At 57.3% G+C, this 18,321-nt stretch carries 16 protein-coding genes; 1 reads left to right on the top strand and 15 read right to left on the bottom strand.

Going from position 1 to position 18,321, the window contains the following annotated elements:
- Nucleotides 1-673: 673 nt before the first annotated feature.
- From pyrF to pyrR, 7 genes are all read right to left on the bottom strand, one after another.
- Complete coding sequence (pyrF, locus tag D8M41_RS03725) at nucleotides 674-1,525, bottom strand: orotidine-5'-phosphate decarboxylase (protein WP_126926427.1); 852 nt, start codon at nucleotides 1,523-1,525, stop codon at nucleotides 674-676.
- Complete coding sequence (carB, locus tag D8M41_RS03720) at nucleotides 1,522-4,860, bottom strand: carbamoyl-phosphate synthase large subunit (protein WP_126926426.1); 3,339 nt, start codon at nucleotides 4,858-4,860, stop codon at nucleotides 1,522-1,524. The genes pyrF and carB overlap by 4 nt, the downstream gene beginning before the upstream one ends.
- Nucleotides 4,861-6,054: a glutamine-hydrolyzing carbamoyl-phosphate synthase small subunit gene (gene carA, locus D8M41_RS03715; RefSeq protein WP_126926425.1), complete on the bottom strand. Its 1,194-nt coding sequence runs from the start codon at nucleotides 6,052-6,054 to the stop codon at nucleotides 4,861-4,863.
- Nucleotides 6,055-6,164: 110 nt separating this feature from the next.
- Nucleotides 6,165-6,710 (bottom strand): PH-like domain-containing protein, encoded by a 546-nt coding sequence (locus tag D8M41_RS03710; RefSeq protein ID WP_126926424.1) that lies wholly within the window; start codon nucleotides 6,708-6,710, stop codon nucleotides 6,165-6,167.
- A 63-nt stretch (nucleotides 6,711-6,773) separates the two neighbouring features.
- The gene (locus D8M41_RS03705; protein ID WP_037234495.1) at nucleotides 6,774-8,075 is read right to left on the bottom strand and encodes a dihydroorotase; all 1,302 of its coding nucleotides are present in this window, start codon (nucleotides 8,073-8,075) and stop codon (nucleotides 6,774-6,776) included.
- A gap of 24 nt (nucleotides 8,076-8,099) precedes the next feature.
- Nucleotides 8,100-9,101, bottom strand: a complete 1,002-nt coding sequence (locus tag D8M41_RS03700; RefSeq protein ID WP_037234497.1) for an aspartate carbamoyltransferase catalytic subunit — start codon at nucleotides 9,099-9,101, stop codon at nucleotides 8,100-8,102.
- A complete protein-coding gene (gene pyrR, locus D8M41_RS03695; RefSeq protein ID WP_037234499.1) occupies nucleotides 9,098-9,712 on the bottom strand; it encodes a bifunctional pyr operon transcriptional regulator/uracil phosphoribosyltransferase PyrR in 615 nt (204 codons plus the stop codon). Before pyrR ends, D8M41_RS03700 begins: the two co-directional genes overlap by 4 nt.
- A 187-nt stretch (nucleotides 9,713-9,899) precedes the next feature.
- On the opposite strand from pyrR, the gene D8M41_RS03690 reads away from it, so the two are divergent.
- Nucleotides 9,900-10,745: a hypothetical protein gene (locus D8M41_RS03690; protein WP_126926423.1), complete on the top strand. Its 846-nt coding sequence runs from the start codon at nucleotides 9,900-9,902 to the stop codon at nucleotides 10,743-10,745.
- A 62-nt stretch (nucleotides 10,746-10,807) separates the two neighbouring features.
- Here D8M41_RS03690 and nusB read toward each other — a convergent pair whose 3' ends face one another.
- From nusB to ruvX, 8 genes are all read right to left on the bottom strand, one after another.
- Nucleotides 10,808-11,218, bottom strand: coding sequence for a transcription antitermination factor NusB (gene nusB, locus D8M41_RS03685; RefSeq protein ID WP_006887232.1), 411 nt, complete (start codon nucleotides 11,216-11,218; stop codon nucleotides 10,808-10,810).
- Entirely contained in the window at nucleotides 11,218-11,781 is a 564-nt protein-coding gene (gene efp, locus D8M41_RS03680) for an elongation factor P (protein WP_006887304.1), read from the bottom strand. Before efp ends, nusB begins: the two co-directional genes overlap by 1 nt.
- Before the next feature lie 116 nt (nucleotides 11,782-11,897).
- Nucleotides 11,898-13,025: a 3-dehydroquinate synthase gene (aroB, locus tag D8M41_RS03675; RefSeq protein ID WP_006887144.1), complete on the bottom strand. Its 1,128-nt coding sequence runs from the start codon at nucleotides 13,023-13,025 to the stop codon at nucleotides 11,898-11,900.
- The gene (locus D8M41_RS03670) at nucleotides 13,012-14,127 is read right to left on the bottom strand and encodes a shikimate kinase (RefSeq protein ID WP_232617516.1); all 1,116 of its coding nucleotides are present in this window, start codon (nucleotides 14,125-14,127) and stop codon (nucleotides 13,012-13,014) included. Before D8M41_RS03670 ends, aroB begins: the two co-directional genes overlap by 14 nt.
- Nucleotides 14,115-15,332 carry a chorismate synthase gene (gene aroC, locus D8M41_RS03665; RefSeq protein ID WP_006887128.1) on the bottom strand — a complete coding sequence of 406 codons (1,218 nt, stop codon included), beginning with the start codon at nucleotides 15,330-15,332 and terminating at the stop codon, nucleotides 14,115-14,117. The genes D8M41_RS03670 and aroC overlap by 13 nt, the downstream gene beginning before the upstream one ends.
- Before the next feature lie 90 nt (nucleotides 15,333-15,422).
- The gene (locus D8M41_RS03660; RefSeq protein WP_006887254.1) at nucleotides 15,423-16,349 is read right to left on the bottom strand and encodes a shikimate dehydrogenase; all 927 of its coding nucleotides are present in this window, start codon (nucleotides 16,347-16,349) and stop codon (nucleotides 15,423-15,425) included.
- A gap of 195 nt (nucleotides 16,350-16,544) precedes the next feature.
- Nucleotides 16,545-17,765 (bottom strand): endolytic transglycosylase MltG, encoded by a 1,221-nt coding sequence (gene mltG, locus D8M41_RS03655; protein WP_006887294.1) that lies wholly within the window; start codon nucleotides 17,763-17,765, stop codon nucleotides 16,545-16,547.
- On the bottom strand, nucleotides 17,762-18,295 hold the full coding sequence (gene ruvX / locus D8M41_RS03650; RefSeq protein WP_006887245.1) for a Holliday junction resolvase RuvX: 534 nt from the start codon (nucleotides 18,293-18,295) through the stop codon (nucleotides 17,762-17,764). The genes mltG and ruvX overlap by 4 nt, the downstream gene beginning before the upstream one ends.
- Nucleotides 18,296-18,321 lie beyond the last annotated feature (26 nt).

Here is an 18,321-nt window from a genome sequence, read left to right as displayed (position 1 = left end):
TTTGAAATAGTTGGTCACAGAAACTCCACGCCAGAAAAACGGCCTGTTTGGGCCTTTCGAGTGTGCCATAGTTCACATACTTTAGTAGGTGGAGGGCCTCACACTGCACAACTACTCACTCCATCCACTAATCACACTAACAAACGCCTGCGAGCGCGGGGCAGCGCCACGCCGCACCAGCGACAGGTTCGGGTACCTCAACCTCCACAAAAACCCGACGAGAGTACCGTTCCGCGATGTTCCAAAGATTAAAACCCTGGTACGGATAGAACCAATCAAGAAGCTTCAAGTTAACCGCGCAGATAGCGCGAGTATAAATAAAAACATACTGTGGAATCGAAGCTGCCGAAGGCCGCTTCACGATAGCTTAAAGACTATAAAAGTGGCGGTTTCCACTATCTCTATACCGGAAGGCTTCATCGATTGAAACTATAGAGAATGTATTACTTTTGTTGAATATGCCAAAGGTTCTTATTTTACGGGTGAATAAACAGAGTGAAATATTGAATATTTATGAGGTTTTGAGCTGAGGATTAAGATTGTTTCCCCATATCAGAGTGTTATAGTTTCTTGAACACTATCTGAATAATTTTTCAAAATAAAAGCGCCCCGATACAGTTGGTGCCCGGTGTTCTAAAACCACCGGGCACCAACCGTATATGAGGGCAGCTGTCTATCCGCGCGCTGCCACAAGATCCGCACGAGCCATTTGCGCTGCCTGTGCCAGATCGGCAACCTGTGGGCCTGCTGAGAGCACCCCACGGCTGGAATTCACCAATACCTGGGATTCAACACCCGCAAACACCCGGTACAGGTCTTTAGCACTCGCGCCCTGGGCACCGTACCCCGGCGAAAGAATAGGGCCGTTAAAGGCGCTCAAATCTATCGCCAAATCGTGGAGGGCCTCCCCCACGGTAGCGCCCACCACCAGGCCGCACGAGCCCATACGTTCCCATGTCTGCGCGGTATTTTCAGCGGTGGCTGCGGCAATAATCTGCTTCGCTACAGCACCGGTATCTTCCGTCTTACCCACATGCTGCACGCTCTTACCCTCAGGGTTCGAGGTCAGCGCCAGCACAAAAGTTCCGCGCTGGTTCGCGGCTGCTGCATCCAGTGCGGGGCGAAGCGACTCAAACCCCAAATAAGGGCTTAAAGTGACCGAATCCGTACCCAACGGTGAGCAGGTGCTAAGCCAGGCATCCGCGTAGGCTTTCATGGTCGAGCCGATATCGCCGCGTTTTGCATCCGCCACGATCAGAACCCGGTCTTCGGCGGCGCGAGCAAAAAGCTCTTCCAACACAGCCAAGCCCGCAGAGCCGTGACGCTCAAACAAGGCAACCTGGGGTTTAAGCGCTGCGGCGTAGGGGGCGCATCCCTCATAGACAGCCGTGGTGAAGGTACGCAGAGACTCTGCAGAATCTTCCAAACCCCACGCCTGCAGCAGGTCCGGGTGCGGGTCAATGCCCACACACAGCGGGCCGCGCTCATCCATCGCAGCGGCAAGACGATCGCCGAATGGGATCATGAGAGCTCCCCCTCACGCACCTGATTGCTGTCTTCCTGCTCGCCAGAGCTAGCGGTGTGCAGGTACTCGTTATGCTCCTGCAAGCTAATAATCCCCCAACTGTGCTCACGCAGCGCGGTAATAGCCTGAACAGCAGCCGCGAACTCCGAAATCGTGGTCATCACGGGGCATCCTACACTGACCGCTGCCGCACGGATCTCGTAGCCGTCACTGCGAGCCGCACCACCGGCGGGCGTATTCAAAATCAGATCGATTTCACCATTGCGCACCATATCAACAATTGAATGCTGACCGTTTGCCTCCGCAAATTTGGAAGCAACCGTAGAGTTCACGCCATTGCGGCGAAGCACATCTGCGGTGCCACCGGTCGAGACAATCTCAAAGCCCAGCTGTTCCAGCATCTTGGCGTAAATAATCACATTGCGCTTATCGTGGTTAGCCACCGACACGAAAACTTTACCCTCGGTCGGCAGTGGCGAACCCGCACCCGCCTGGGCCTTCGCGAAGGCGGTATCGTAATGGGTATCAAGACCCATAACCTCGCCGGTCGAGCGCATTTCTGGGCTGAGCAGAGAATCAACCACCACACCCTCAGGGGTGCGGAAGCGGCTAAACGGCAGAACCGCAGCCTTAACCGCGATTGCGGTGTTCTGTGGCAAAGACGCACCATCCATGCTATTCGGCAGATGTCCCTCCGCTTTCAGCTCGGCAATGCTCTTCCCTAAACCGATCATCACGGCCGCCTTCGCCAACTGCACGCCGGTCGCCTTCGAAACAAATGGAACGGTGCGGGAAGCACGCGGGTTCGCCTCAATCACGAACAGATTCTCAGAGACGTAGGCAAACTGAATATTAATCAGGCCCCGCACACCGGTGCCGCGCGCAATAGCCTCAGTTGCTTCCTTAACCTTGGCGATCACATCGGGACCCAAAGTAATTGGCGGCAAAGTGCAGGAAGAATCGCCGGAGTGAATGCCAGCCTCCTCAATATGCTCCATGACACCGCCCAAGTAGAGCTCGGTGCCGTCAAAGAGCGCATCCACATCAATCTCGATAGCGTCTTCCAGGAACTTATCGATGAGTGCGGGCTGAGAGGGAGAAACCTCGGTCGCGTTTTCAAGGTAGCGTGCAAGGTTCGCTTCATCATAGACGATCTCCATGCCGCGCCCGCCCAGCACATAGGAGGGACGAACCAGCACCGGGTACCCAATCTCGTCGGCAACACGTTTGGCGCCCTCGAAGGTGTATGCGGTGCCGTTCTTTGGCGAAATCAGGCCGCCTTCCTCCAGCACGCGCGCGAACTCACCGCGGTCCTCAGCCAGGTCAATAGCCTCGGGAGTAGTGCCCAAAATCGGGACCCCGGCATCTTTGAGGGCCTTCGCAAGCTTCAGCGGGGTCTGGCCGCCCAGCTGCACAAAAACACCCAACAAACCGCCCGTGCGGCGCTCTGATTCAACAATTTCGAGCACATCCTCCAACGTCAGCGGCTCAAAATACAAGCGAGTCGAAACATCGTAGTCAGTCGAAACGGTCTCCGGGTTACAGTTCACCATCACCGTCTCGTACCCCAGCGAACGCAGCACCAGTGAAGCGTGCACGCAGGAATAATCGAACTCAATACCCTGGCCGATACGGTTCGGCCCCGACCCCAGAATCATAATAGAGGGGGTCTCGTGGTCTGCGACCTCATCCTCAGCATCATAGCTGGAGTAATGGTACGGGGTAAATGCCTCAAACTCGGCGGCACAAGTATCAACGGTTTTGAACACAGGGCGAATACCCAAAGCGTGGCGCACACCGCGCACAACGTCCTCAGAAGAACCGATAATCTCTGCGATTTGCGGGTCGGAAAAGCCGTGGCGCTTTGCCAACTGCAGGATTTCAGGGTCAAGGTGGTCACGGTGCTCGCGCACCAACTGAGCCACCTCATTCAGCAGAACCAGCTGATCCAAGAACCACGGGTCAATCTTCGTTGCCTCAAACAGCTGCTCAACCGTGGCACCGGCCAAAAGCGCCTGCTGCACCTGGTAGATGCGCTCGGTGGTGGGTACCTTAGTCTTCTCGATCAGCTCGGCAAGCTCCTCTTCGGTCCTCTCCACCGCAGTGAACGAGAAAGAGGACCCCTTCTGCTCCAGCGAGCGCATGGCTTTCTGAAGTGCTTCGGTGAAGTTACGGCCCAGCGCCATTGCCTCACCCACAGATTTCATGGTGGTGGTGAGGGTTGGATCAGCGGCGGGGAACTTCTCGAACGCGAAACGCGGCACCTTAACGACCACATAGTCGAGGGTCGGCTCGAAGGACGCAGGTGTCTTCTGGGTAATATCGTTCGGAATCTCATCCAGGGTGTAGCCCAGCGAGAGTTTAGTTGCGATCTTAGCGATCGGGAACCCGGTTGCTTTGGAAGCAAGCGCTGAGGAGCGTGAAACACGCGGGTTCATTTCGATCACGATAATGCGCCCGGTCTTGGGGTCTACGGCGAACTGGATATTGCAGCCGCCGGTATCAACCCCGACTTCGCGGATCACGTTAATGGCGATGTCACGCAGTTTCTGGTATTCGCGGTCGGTGAGGGTGAGGGCGGGTGCTACGGTGATGGAGTCGCCGGTGTGCACGCCGACCGGGTCGAAGTTTTCGATGGAACACACGACCACGACGTTGTCATTCTTGTCGCGCATCATTTCAAGTTCGTATTCTTTCCACCCGAGAATGGATTCTTCGAGCAGCACCTCGGAGGTAGGCGAATACTGGATGCCCGCGCCAGCGATGCGGTGCAGGTCTTCTTCGTTGTAGGCCATACCGGAGCCGAGCCCGCCCATGGTGAAGGAGGGGCGCACAACCATGGGGTAGCCCAGCTCTTGAGCTGCTTCTAGCGCTTCTTCCATGGAGTGCACAATAATGGAGCGGGCCGATTCGCCGCCTGCGCGTTCAACGACGCCTTTGAACGCTTCGCGGTCTTCGCCAAGGTTAATGGCGGCAATATTCGCGCCGATAAGTTCTACCCCGTATTTTTTGAGGATGCCCCGCTCATCCAGTGAGATGGCTGCGTTGAGTGCGGTCTGTCCGCCCAGGGTGGGCAGGATCGCGTCGGGGCGTTCTTTATCGATAATTTTTTCGATGACCTCGGGGGTGATCGGCTCAATGTAGGTGGCGTCGGCAAACTCGGGGTCGGTCATGATGGTGGCGGGGTTGGAGTTCACGAGGATGACGCGCACCCCTTCTTCCTGAAGCACCCGCAGAGCTTGGGTGCCGGAGTAGTCGAACTCTGCCGCCTGGCCGATGACGATCGGGCCGGAGCCGATGACGAGAACGCTGTTAAGGTCGGTACGACGTGGCATTTAGGCTTCCTTTGCGGTCTGGTGTTCGGTGGCGGTCATGAGCTCAATGAAGCGGTCGAAAAGGTAGGCGGCATCGTGCGGGCCTGCTGCCGCTTCCGGGTGGTATTGGACGGAGAACGCGGGGATGTCGAGGCAGCGGATGCCTTCTACTACGTTGTCGTTGAGGCCAACATGGGACACTTCTACGCGCCCAAATTCTTCAACGGGGGCTTGGACCGGCCCGTCAAGGGGCGCATCGACGGCGAACCCGTGGTTTTGTGCGGTGATTTCAACTTTCCCGGTGGTTTTGTCCATGACGGGCTGGTTAATGCCGCGGTGCCCGAAGGGCAGCTTGTAGGTGCCGAACCCGAGGGCGCGTCCCAGAAGCTGGTTGCCGAAGCAGATGCCAAAGAATGGGGTGCCTTTACGCAGAACCTCCCTGAGCAGTTCTACTTGTTCGTCGGCGGTTGCGGGGTCGCCGGGGCCGTTGGAGAAGAACACACCTTGGGGGTTGTGGGCGTAAATGTCGTTCAGGGTGGCATTGGCGGGCAGCACGTGCACACGCACACCGCGTTCTGCGAAACGCTGGGGTGTCATGGCTTTAATGCCTAAGTCGAGGGCGACAATTGAGGCGATGGGCGGGGCGAACCATCCGTGCTCGTGCGGTTCGATTGTGTAGGCTTTGTCGATGGTGACCGAGTCGGCTAGTTTACGGCCAGCCATGGGTTCGGATGCGCGTACTTCGCTGAGGAGTTCTTCGTCGGGTCGGTTGGCTTGGCGTCCTGAGAAGACTCCGGCGCGCATTGACCCGTGTGAGCGGAGGCGGCGGGTGAGGGCGCGGGTGTCGATCCCCTGGATGCCAACGATACCCTGTTCGATGAGTTCTTCTTCGAGGGTGCGTTCGGAGCGCCAGTTGGAGGCAACACGTGCGGCGTCGCGCACCACGTACCCGGCGACCCAGATTTTGCGGGATTCGGCGTCGGTGGTGTTCACTCCGGTGTTGCCGATGTGCGGGGCGGTTTGTGCCACGATTTGGCCCGCGTAGGAGGGGTCGGTGAGGGTTTCTTGGTAGCCGGTCATGCCGGTGGAGAATACTGCCTCGCCGAGAGATGCGCCGGTTGCCCCGTACCCGTACCCTCGGTAGATGGTGCCGTCTTCCAGGACGAGCAGGGCGCGGCCTGTGCGTAACGCGCCGGAGCGTGTCGATACTGTCATGCTCTTCTTCCTCTTATTCTCGTGGACTCCCCCGCTGGTTCTGCACTGGCGCCACAGGGGAATATTTATTCTTTTGACTGTATATGTGTGTGGTGGGTGAACGCGGACCCTTACAAAACACTATCCTTAGCGGCTGACCAGCCCGCCAACGTATCAACGGCTTCCGGGGCGATCCCGCGCAGCCGTGCAAGTGCCTCTGCCTTCTGGCTGGCGTAGCGGGTGCGGAACCCGGTTTGCACGCGGTGCCCATCAAGCGTCCACCCAATCAGCAGCAGCCCGTCACGCTCAACCACTTTGCCCGCAATACCCTGGCCAGTAGTAATCACCGCAAGTTTCTTCGCGGGAATCCACAGGTCTTTAGCACCATTGCGGGTGAAAATAATGCCGTCCGAGTAGATCAGGAGCGTGGATTTTGTTTTGAACCCCAGCTGGTCAAATCCCACACGGTTCAGTGCGTCACCGAACATCGTAGTGCTCACATACTCCCCCTCGAACGCCGCATCGGCTTCAAGCCCGTCGTAGCGTTCGGGGACGTCTTTGAGCGAACCGAACATTGTGGACTGCCGCTTGAGCCGGGATTTCCAGCCGCGCCAAATACCGAAGAAACACAGCGCCACCACGGCAACGCAGATAAGGGTGGGAATCAGTTTTTCCACGGTTCTTCTTTCTTCTCGGTGTACTGTGGTGGTTTTGCCCCGAATATAGTGGAACGTTCAAACCTACCGGCGCGGGCTTGCAAGCTCGCCGTTCAAAACGGTCGGATGCCCCGCATAGAAGGTTGCGCGCACGGCACCGGGAACCTCCATCCCGCGATACGGGTTGTTCTTGCCCTTCGTAGCCTGCTCCTCAGGCTTAATCACACGGGTAGCCTTCGGATCAACCAACACGATATTTGCTGGTTCACCTTCGGCAAGCGGACGGCCCTGCTCAGCATCCAGGCTGCCAATTTTCGCCGGAGTTTCACTCATAATCCGTGCCACATCGGCCCAGGTAATATGCCCCGGCTCCACAAGGGTCATCTGAATAATCGAGAGAGCCTGCTCAAGACCGGTCATACCATTTGCAGCACACGCCCACTCGCATTCTTTGCTTTCTGCCGGATGCGGTGCGTGGTCGGTACCAATAACATCAATAATGCCGTCGGCAACAGCCTGACGCAGAGCAAGCACATCCTCTTCGGTGCGTAATGGCGGGTTCACCTTAAAAATCGGGTCGTAGGTGCGCGCCTTTTCATCGGTCAGAATCAGGTGGTGCGGGGTAACCTCGGCGGTTACCTGCACGCCGCGAGACTTAGCCCAGCGCACAACCTCGACCGAGCCTTTAGTTGAGAGGTGGCAAATATGCAGACGCGAGTTCAAATGCTCAGCCAGCAGAACATCGCGGGCGATAATAGCTTCTTCCGCCACAGCGGGCCAGCCGGTAAGCCCCAGATCGGCGGAAACCTTGCCCTCGTTCATCTGAGCGCCCTCAGTGAGGCGGGGCTCCTGCGCGTGCTGGGCGATCACACCGTCAAAAGTCTTTACATATTCAAGGGCGCGGCGCATAATCGCCGGATCGTAAACGCACATGCCGTCATCCGAGAACACACGAACCTTCGCCTCAGAGGTCGCCATAGAACCAATGTCTGAGAGGAATTCGCCTTTCAGCCCAACGGTCACTGAGCCGATGGGCTGCACACGGCACCAACCGGACTCTTTACCCAGACGGTCAACCTGCTCAACTACGGCTGCGGTATCTGCAACGGGAAGCGAGTTCGCCATCGCAAAAACAGCCGTGTAGCCGCCTAAAGCCGCCGCGCGAGTACCGGTCTCAACGGTTTCAGAAGCCTCATATCCGGGCTGGCGCAGGTGAGTATGAATATCGACCAGACCCGGAAGTGCAATCTGACCGGAGGCATCAACGACCTGAGCGTCTGCGGCCTCTAAATCCTGGCCGATACGTGCAATTTTGCCGTCCTCAATCAGGATATCGGCAACGCGCTCACCCAGTAGGGAGGCGCCTTTAATAAGGTACGTGCTCATGTATATTCCTTCTTTCGGATAGCGTTAAGATTCGTCGCCGGAGTATAGTTTCTCGCTTGACCCGTCGGTCAAGAGCAGGTACAGCACCGCCATGCGAACCGCCACGCCGTTACTGACCTGGCGCAGCACCCAAGCGTTCTGAGAATCAGCGGCTTCGGCGCACAGCTCCAGCCCGCGGTTCATGGGGCCGGGATGCAGAATTGCGACTTCCTGAGGCTGCGCCAGCAGATTCTCGAAACGTTCTTTGGTGAGTCCCCACAGGGCGGTATATTCCTCTGCTGAGGGAAAATAGGCGGCGTTCATACGCTCTTTTTGGATGCGCAGCATCATCACCGCGTCAGGTTTTGTAGCGATTGCGTCATCGAAATCGTGGAAAACCTCAAGTCCCCAATCCTGCTTCCACCGCTCGGTATGCACCGGCAGCAGCGTGGGTGGAGCCACGAAAGCGACATCGGCCCCCAGGTTTTTCAGCAGCCACAGGTTCGACCGCGCCACCCGAGAGTGCAGAATATCCCCCACAATCAGCACGCGCATACCGCTTAAATCGGTTCCTCGCGGCGAGTCCAGACCATCACGCTGGGCCTTGAACTGGCGCAGCGAAACCGCATCCAAAAGAGCCTGCGTTGGATGCGCATGCGTACCGTCCCCCGCGTTCAGCACGGGAATATCGGTCCACCCGGCCTCGGCAAGACGCTGCGGAGCACCCGAGGCTGAATGACGAATCACGAAGGCATCCGCACTAATCGCTTTGAGAGTCTGAGCAGTGTCTTTGAGAGATTCTCCCTTAGAAACCGATGAACCACGCGCCGCAAAATTGGTAATATCGGCGCCCAGACGTTTCTCGGCGGATTCGAAGGACAGCCTGGTACGTGTTGAGTCTTCAAAGAAAAGATTGACTACAGTCTTACCGGCGAGCACATTGAGCTTCCGGTTTTCTGCCTTAACCTGTGCCATATAGTCAGCAACATCGAGAATTTCGATGGCCTGAGTTCGTGTGAGATCGCGGGTGTCAAGCAGGTGTTTCATGAAAGCTGTCCTTCCAGCTGAATAATATCGACGCGGTCTGTGGCGTGATCCGTTTCTTCAAGCACCACGCGAACCTTCTCTGCGGCACTGGTTGGAAGGTTCTTCCCCACGTGGTCGGCGCGAATTGGGAGCTGCCGATGTCCGCGATCCACCAACACGGCAAGACGCACCAGGGCCGGACGCCCGTATTCGTTAAGAGCATCCAAAGCGGCCCGGACGGTGCGACCGGAGTACAAAACATCATCAACAAGAACCACATGTTTGCCGTCAAGACCACCCGCCGGGATCAGGGACTCCCCCGCGCTGCGGTTTTCGTATTCCTCATCGGTGAGGTCATCACGGTACGGGGTAATATCAAGGGCGCCCAAGCCATCTTCGAGATCAAAATTTGAGTCATTGGCCTGGATACGCTGCGCCAGGCGCTGTGCCAAGGGGTAGCCGCGAGAGCGAATACCTATAAGCACCAGGTGATCGGTGCCTTTATTGGACTCAAGAATTTCAAAAGCAATACGTGTCAGAGCGCGACGGATCTCATCGTCGTTAAGGATAGTACGCCCAACATTGGACGCATTATGCGCGCTACTGCCAGCGGGTACACCTGTCCCGTTCATAGCCGACTCCTTCCCCGCCTCACGGGACGGATTTAAAGGTTTCTTGCCTCAGTACAGCCTACCACACTCCCACCGCCCGATTAGGTTCTTCTGCCGGGCACACCGCAGCTAACCGATACCGGCTCTGCATAGACAACCTCAGGGTATTTAGTAAGCTGTAAATGCATTCCTTGACGAAAGGCACCCCGTGGATAGTCTCCTAGAACCGCTGTTTGCTGCCATCTTTAAAGCTCTCGCGGTGGTGGCACGCATGATTATCAGCGTGATCCTTGAAGTATTCGTCGAATTCCTTCTAGAGCTTCTTATTAAGGCACCCATTAGATGGGTAGCCAGCCGCTTCCACAAACGACGTAACCGGCGCAGAACCCGCGCTCTCACCGCACTGTACACCCCCTCCGCGACGGAAAGCATTCAACAAACAATTACCAAAGTGCAGCGTGACTCATACCTTTCGGTACTAGCGGCAATCCTGCTGGGCGTCCTCACCATCCTGTGCATCCTACTGTGGATCGCATCAGATTACACGATTTTCCTCATGGTTTTCTGGGGCGTCCTGGTGCTGCTAACGGCGTGGGCCATCTGGTACTACCGCCGGTCCTACGTGAGCTTTGACCTGTATGAATTTACCTATTCCGAGCTTGGTGACGGCATAAAAACCACCCTCTACGCAGCAATAGACTCATACGTTTTCACCTACGACGGTTTTGCGAGCACCCTAAAAATTACCACCATTAATGATGAAACATTCTGCCTCAATCCCGCGGTGCAAGACTGCCGGTATCTGTGCTCCATGCTGGCGGTGCGCGTCCAGACCGGTCGCTGGGTGAACCCCACCGCAGAACGTGACGCGGCGACGGTGCTGCACATGATGCGTTCCAATGACTGGCTAGAATTCATGCTCCGGGTGGAGCAGGCGAAAAACCTGGCACGCACCAACCTGGAGGTCATGCACCGCACCCAGAACATGAGCCGTGAAGAAGCAGCTGCCGAAGCTGAAACAGCAAAGGCGACCCTTGGGTTCACGGGTAAATAAATGAGGTTCTGATGGCTGAAAACTCTAAGTTTTCAGCCATCAGAACCTCAGCGAGTCAAGAGTTACGCCAGTAAGGTTGGTTTGACCCTGCGCAGCTTATCAAGCAGGCCGTTCACAAACTTCGGCGAATCATTTGTTGAGAGCACACGCGCCAAACCGGTCGCCTCAGAAATAGCCACCGCATCGGGAATATCATCATTAAACAGCAGCTCCCAGGCGCCAATCAGAAGCACCACCCGGTCAGTTGCGGGCATACGCTCCAGCGACCAGTCCCGAGCATACGTGTTCAGATACTCGTTCAGCTCTTCACGCCTATCACGCACCCCGCGCACAATCTGCTCAGAGTACGACGAAATCTGCGCTGCGGTGTGCAGGCGGCGGCGTTGCAGAACCTCCACCGGGTCCTCCCCACGCTGATCCGCCTCAAACAGAGATTCGACGGCGCGCAGCCGGGCTTTCGTACGGGAATTCATTAGTCGTTCACACGGCCAAGATAGTCGCCGGTGCGCGTATCAACCTTGATCTTGGTGCCGGTCTCAAGGAACAGAGGAACCTGGATTTCGTAGCCGGTCTCAACCGTGGCAGGCTTCGTGCCACCGGTGGAACGGTCACCCTGCAAACCCGGCTCCGTGTAGGTAATCTCAAGCACCACCGAAGCGGGAAGCTCAATGTACAGCGGGTTTCCCTCGTTCATGGCGATAGTAGCGGTCTGGGACTCCAACATGTAGTTCGCGGCATCCCCCACCACTGTGGCGGGCACATTAATCTGGTCGTACGTCTTCATGTCCATGAACACGTAGTCCTCACCATCCTGGTACAGGTACTGGTAGTCGGAACGGTCCACGGTAGCGGTCTCAATCTTAGCGCCAGCGTTAAAGGTGCGGTCAACGACCTTGCCGGAGGTAATATTACGGAGCTTAGTGCGAACGAACGCACCGCCCTTACCGGGCTTCACATGCTGGAACTCAACAACGGACCACAGGTTACCGTCGATCTTTAGGACTGCGCCGTTCTTAATGTCAGTGGTAGTAGCCAAAAGGGGCTCTCCTTCATGTCGTCGACACCCACACGGGAGTTCCCGCCCGGGCGCTAAATTATCAATGAGCAAAATATACCGCCATCCAGTCTACACCAGATATGCCCACTGCGGCGTTATTCGGCGATCTCCTGGTACGTCATGTACAGAATCGACTCGTCAGGAACCTCATACACTCGCGGCCTTGCCAGTCCCTCCAACACAATAAACCGCAGGATCGCCCCACGCGACTTCTTATCACGCCGCATCGTATCCAACAGATCCTTCCACCGGTCCCCACGGTACGAAACCGGCAAATCCAGTGACGTGAGAATACTGCGGGTACGGTCCACGAGGGCCTCATCCGCGTACCCGGCCGCAAGCGACAGCTCCGCCGCGAATACCATACCCACCGCAACCGCTGCGCCGTGACGCCACTGGTACCGTTCTGCATGCTCAACCGCGTGTCCCAGCGTATGCCCATAGTTGAGTATTTCTCGCCGACCAGATTCACGTAGATCCTCAGAAACAACCTCGGCTTTCACCCGGATTGCGCGCTCTATCAGTTCCCGCACTACCGCAGACTGTGAATCACGGATCTTCTCAGGGTTACCCTCAATAATGTCGAGAATCTGCGGGTCAGCGATAAAACCGCATTTCACCACCTCAGCCATGCCTGTGAGCAGCTCATGCTCAGGTAGGGTCCGTAACGTCCCAATCTCACACAGCACAGCGGCCGGCGGCCAAAAAGCGCCCACCAGGTTCTTACCTTCGGCAGTGTTAATGCCTGTTTTCCCGCCCACGGCCGCATCCACCATGCCCAGCAGCGTGGTCGGAATATGAATCACCCGCACACCCCGTAGCCAGGTTGCCGCCACGAACCCGGCAACATCGGTAATAGCCCCGCCGCCCACCGAAATAATCGCATCGGTACGCGTAAAATCGTTCTGCCCTAAAACTTGCCAGCAGAACGCCGCCACCTGGTGGTGTTTTGCCTCCTCAGCATCCGGAATTTCGGCGCTAAACGACTGGTACCCGACCTTCCGCAGATCCTCCATCACAAGCTCCCCGGTGGAACGCAGCGCCCGGGGGTGAATCACCAGGATTTTCTTCGCCTGATTTCCCAGAATCTCCGGGATTTTGCTCAGCAGATTGTGCCCCACCAGCACGTCATAGTTCTCGCGGGGTGCGTTGCCGGTCACCGAAATGTAGGTGATATCTTGCCCGCCTGAAGCTCCGAAAGCAGCAGTTTTAGCCTCGGTCATGTTTAAGGTTTTCCTTTCGAGATGCAAGAACAAAACTCTGGATTTCTGCCGCCATCACCCCAATAGGCCGAGCGCCGCGCGCATCAAGCGTGTACGTCGCCAACGACTCATAGCGTTCCCGGCGGTGCTCAAAAATCTCGCTCCACCGCTGCACGGGGTTAGGCTGTAGCAGCGGGCGGGTTTTTGAACCGGTAATGCGCGGCTCAACGGTTGGGGCGTCTACCAGAATATACACCACGTTCTGCCCGCGCAGCAGCTGCGCCACGGCATCGGTCATGGGTGCCCCACCGCCTAAAGAAAATACGGTATTACGGTATGCCGGGGAGGTGAGAACCTCCTCAATAACCTTCACCTCTAGCTCACGGAAATGTGCCTCACCGAAAATCTCGAAAATCTCAGAGACCTCCCCGTAACGCTCCACAATCAGCTGGTCGGCATCTAAAAATTCGTATCCGTAAAACCGCGCCAGGTGCGTGCCAATATAGGTTTTCCCGGCAGCCATAGGCCCAATGAGCACAATCGGCCTGGTCATTTCAGCGAAACTTTCCTGCATTTCGCGCACCTGCTGAGGGTGGATCATCCCGTCGGTGTCTTTATGCTCCGCACCGGGATTTTCGTGTACCTGTTCCTCGGAAAGAGCCGGTTGTGCGCTGTTCACGGCTGGTTCCGGTTTCTGCCGAGAAGCCGCAGCAACACGCGCCGCAATAGCCGCGAACGAAGGAGCGGTCTTGGGTGTCTGCGCAACAGTGGGGGGTGTCTTAGCGGATGCCACCCCAGTTTCCTGGGCGGGAGCGTTCTCAGCTGAGGTTTTTTCCTCACCGCCAGCGGGTGAAGAGTCTGCCGGGTTCTCTGCGGCCCGAGAGAAGCCACGGTCTAGCCAGGAACCCGGCCGGGGCACGGCGGATGGGGCTTCTTCCTGCACCTGCTGAACCTGGTGGTGCGGCTCAGGAGGCTGCGGCTGCTTCTGTGTTGCCGCCGCAATACGCGCTAACGGGCTGGAAGGAATAACCCGCGCCGTGGCAGAAGATGCGGCAGAGCCCCCCGCGAAGCCACTCTTCGCGGGGGTGTTCTGCTCGCGCCCAGACACGGCTATGCGTCCCATCCGGCCACATTAGACTCCCACGCCAATGACTCGGGAATGGCAGCCAAATAAGCGTCCATATTGCGGCGGGTTTCGCCCATGGAGTCGCCGCCGAACTTCTCAAGTGCCGCCTGTGCCAGCACAAGTGCAACCATTGCCTCAGCAACCACCCCCGCAGCGGGCACGGCACACACATCTGAACGCTGATGATGCGCTGTCGCAGGCTCGCCTGTGGAGGTGTCGATAGTCTTGAGGGCCTTCGGTACGGTTGCGATCGGTTTCATAGCCGCACGAACCCGCAGCAGATCGCCAATGCTCATACCGCCCTCAATGCCGCCGGCCCGGTTCGTATCCCGCTTCACCCCGTGCTCCCCCACCGAGATCTCATCGTGGGCAGCAGTACCGGGGCGGTCGGCGGTTGCAAAACCATCGCCCACCTCAACACCTTTAATCGCCTGAATACCCATGAGAGCAGCAGCAAGACGCGCATCCAAACGACGATCCCAGTGCACATACGACCCTAACCCGGGAGGCATACCGTACGCGAGTACCTCAACCACACCGCCGAGAGTCTCACCATCCTTATGCGCCTCATCAACACGCGCCACCATGGCCTGCGATGTTGTGGCATCAAAACAACGAAGCGGGTCAGCATCAAGACTCTGCACATTGTTTGGGGTGGGAACAGGCGCCCCGTTGGGGGCGTGCACGCCGCCAACAGCGACAGTATGCGAGACCAGCTCAACCCCCAACGCTTTAAGCACCTGCGCCGCCACAACCCCCAACGCCACGCGGGCTGCGGTCTCCCGTGCCGAGGCGCGCTCAAGCACCGGGCGGGCCTCAGCAAAGCTGTATTTCTGCATGCCCGTAAAATCTGCGTGCCCAGGACGGGGGCGGGTGAGCGCCGCATTACGTGCCCGCCCCTCAATGAGGGCCGGATCCACCGGGTCTGAGCTCATCACATCAACCCACTTAGGCCACTCGGTATTGGCGATTTCAAGGGCGATCGGGCCGCCCTGAGTCACCCCGTGGCGCACCCCACCGAGGATACGCACCTTATCTTCCTCAAATTTCATGCGGGCACCACGCCCGTAACCAAGGCGGCGGCGAGCTAACGCGTCACGCACCATCTCGCTCGTCAGTTCAACACCGGCAGGAACGCCCTCAATAATGCCGACGAGCGCCTCACCATGAGATTCTCCGGCGGTGAGCCAGCGCAGAGCCATAAGGTTTACCTCTTTTCAATCACCCGCACCGGTGTGTTGAGGTGCGCGGCATAACTATTAGTGCTTTAAGTGTATAAAGTCGAACGGGTATTAGACGAATGTCTGCGGCAGATGTTCACGCGGGGCAAGCCCCACGGCGGCGCACATGGCGTTCAGCATCCCAAGTTTCTCCGTATCGTCTGGGGTGCGCCGTGTGAAAATAAGAACCTGCTCCACAGCCTGGTAGAGAAGCATCTCCAAACCGGAAACCACCGTGCCACCGCGTTTTTCCCACTCGCTGGCAAGCAGTGAAGGCCACGGGTCGTAGGCAACATCAAGCAGGAGGGAACCCGCAGCAAGCTTTCCCATATTCTGCGCCCACGCATCTGCCGCGCGTGCGGGTAAAGTCGAGATGACGGGGTTATAAGCCGACACCGCAGCCGGGAGCTGCGCCAAAGGCTGAGGGGTCACCTGAACCCCCAGGCGGTCGGCTACCGCGTGTACATCGGCGAGTTTATGCAAAGAACGCGCATACAGATCCACACCACCGTACCCCAGCCGGTGCAGAGCTGTTAGCGCCGAAATGGCCGTCGCTCCCCCACCCACAACAGCGGGCCGCTCACGTTGTGGCGCGGGGTCAAGCCCAGCCTGAAGCAGAGCATTCACAATACCAGCCACATCAGTGTTATGCCCAATGACTTTCAACCCGTTGATGTACACCGTATTCACCGCCCCGGTGATACGCGCCAGCTCCGTCAGCTCGTCACAGTACTCAATCACGGCAGTTTTGAGCGGCATTGTCACCGACAGCCCAGCAATGTAAGGAGCCTCGGGCGTGCCAGCGGGGTGATTGACCTCAGCAAAAATCCCGGGAAGGTCCTCACGGACGGTGTCCTGGCGCTGATACTCAAGGTCATCATCACCCACATAGCGGTAAGCCGCACGGTGCAGGGCGGGTGAGAGAGAATGCCCAATAGGGTGCCCCAACACGTAGGCTCGACGCGCGTAAGGGGCTTCCCGGTACGGTTCTTGCTTCACGTAAACTGCGCCTCTCCACGTTCTCCCGCCTGAACACCCCTGATGGACTGCGCGGGGTGCACCTCCATTTTAGTGGAAGACAAGCCCGTTTCTATAGCTGGGACACAACAACCACAGGGCAGCAAAAAGCGGGTGCCGCCTCCACCGCAGTGGAAACAGCACCCGCCGCAGGCCCAAAAGCGGGGCCTTCAGAACCTAGCTACAGCGGCCCTTATGGTTCGAGCACCACTGGTCGTACTCTTCAACGTACCGCTGGTGTTCCTCATAGGTCTTCGAGTACTTCGTCTCACCCGAGTCAAGGTCCACCGTCACCCAGTAGTAGTACGGGTTCTTCTCGGGGCTTGCGGTTGCCCGAATAGACGCCAAAGTCGGCGAATCAATCGGACCGGCAGGAAGACCCTGATGCGCGTACGTGTTGTACTTATTGCCCTTATCGGCCTTCTGCTCCTCCGTCAGGTGGTATGAGCGGATACCCAGCCCGTAGGTGACCGTCGCATCCGACTGGATCAGCCCACTCGTCTCCCCATCCGTGTGGCTCAGACGGTTCTCGATAATACCAGCAACCGCGTTGTAGTCCTTCGGCTGAGCCTCCAGCTCCACGATGGAAGCCTTCGTCAGAACCTCAAAGGCACGCTTATCGGTGGTGACACCCACAGATTTCAAGTCTTCCTTAGTCTTATCGACCATGGCCTGAATCATCTTCTTAGTGTCCGTTCCCTTCGGGAAGCGGTACTCACCCGGGTGCAGCCAGCCTTCAATCGAGGGGAAATTACTGGGCACGCCGTACTGCTCGTAGTTCTTTACAGCTTCTTCAAGCTCACTACGATTTAGCTCACCCTGCTTAGCAATGATGTCCAGGGTCTCCCCCACACGTTTACCCTGCGGCACAGCAAAGTAGATAACATTGCTGGTGGCACCAATCAGCGTGGATACAACAGCCGAGCTGCTCATCTCTTTCTGCAGGTCGTACCGGCCCGGCACCAGGAACTTACCCTTGCTTTCAGACTGGTACACTTCCACAAACTTATCAGCGTCAGCGATAATGCCCTGCTGCTGAAGAGACTCGGCAATCTGCTGCGGGGTTTCGCCCTGTTCAATAACGAACGTGACAGCGGTGCCGTTTCCGTCACCAGCGAAGTCACGTTTTTTAAACGGATCCAAACGGGCGATAAGCAGCGACGACAGAACAATTACCGTCACCAAGAAAATGATCGTTGCGACCCCCATGATGGCGGTGCGGCGGCGCTTACGAGCCTTCAGCTCCTCAACGCTCACCACTTCCTGCTCCAGGGTGATGCCCCGAATACCGGCGCGTGCCTCCTCGTAGCTTGGGGACAGCAGATCTCTTAAGCCCGTTTTGCGGGGCTGTTTATTCTTAGGTGTGCGGTTTACCCGCTTTTTCGAATCTTCGGTCACTGAAGGGTCTCCGTTTCGTTGACGGGCTTACCGTCTAAGGGGCATTCCTCAGAGTGGGCTTCTTCGTAGGCTGGACTGCTCAGTTTATACCCGGCTATAGCATACCCTGACTTCAGAGTGTCTAAGCAATACTGCAAAATGTTGACCGCAGCAGCCTGATCCACTATAGCCTTGAAATCACGGGACGAAACGCCTGCCTCATGCAACGAGCGCTGCGCGCTCACCGTGGTTAGCCTCTCATCAACCAGCCATATATTTATATGTTCCTTGCCCTCTGCATCAAGTTCAGACCGCAAATTTTCTGCATATTCTTTCGCCATAACAGTTGATGCGGACTCGCCACCGCGCATGGTTTTGGGCAGTCCAACAAAAATCTCAACTACATCATTAACCTCCGCGAGTTTACGCAATACGCGACGATCAGAATTCTTTTTATGATCTCGGCGGAGCGTCTTGAGTGGGGTGGCAAGAATACCATCCGGGTCGCTCAGGGCGGTGCCGACACGGGCATTGCCCACATCGACACCCATCCGCACTCCTGGCTGAAAACCGCTCA

Origin of the sequence: Rothia sp. HSID18069 (genome assembly GCF_003989155.1) — a bacterium.
Lineage (GTDB): Bacteria > Actinomycetota > Actinomycetes > Actinomycetales > Micrococcaceae > Rothia > Rothia aeria.
The sequence above is the reverse complement of the archived record's forward strand: the minus strand, read 5'-3'. Positions and strand labels throughout refer to the sequence as shown.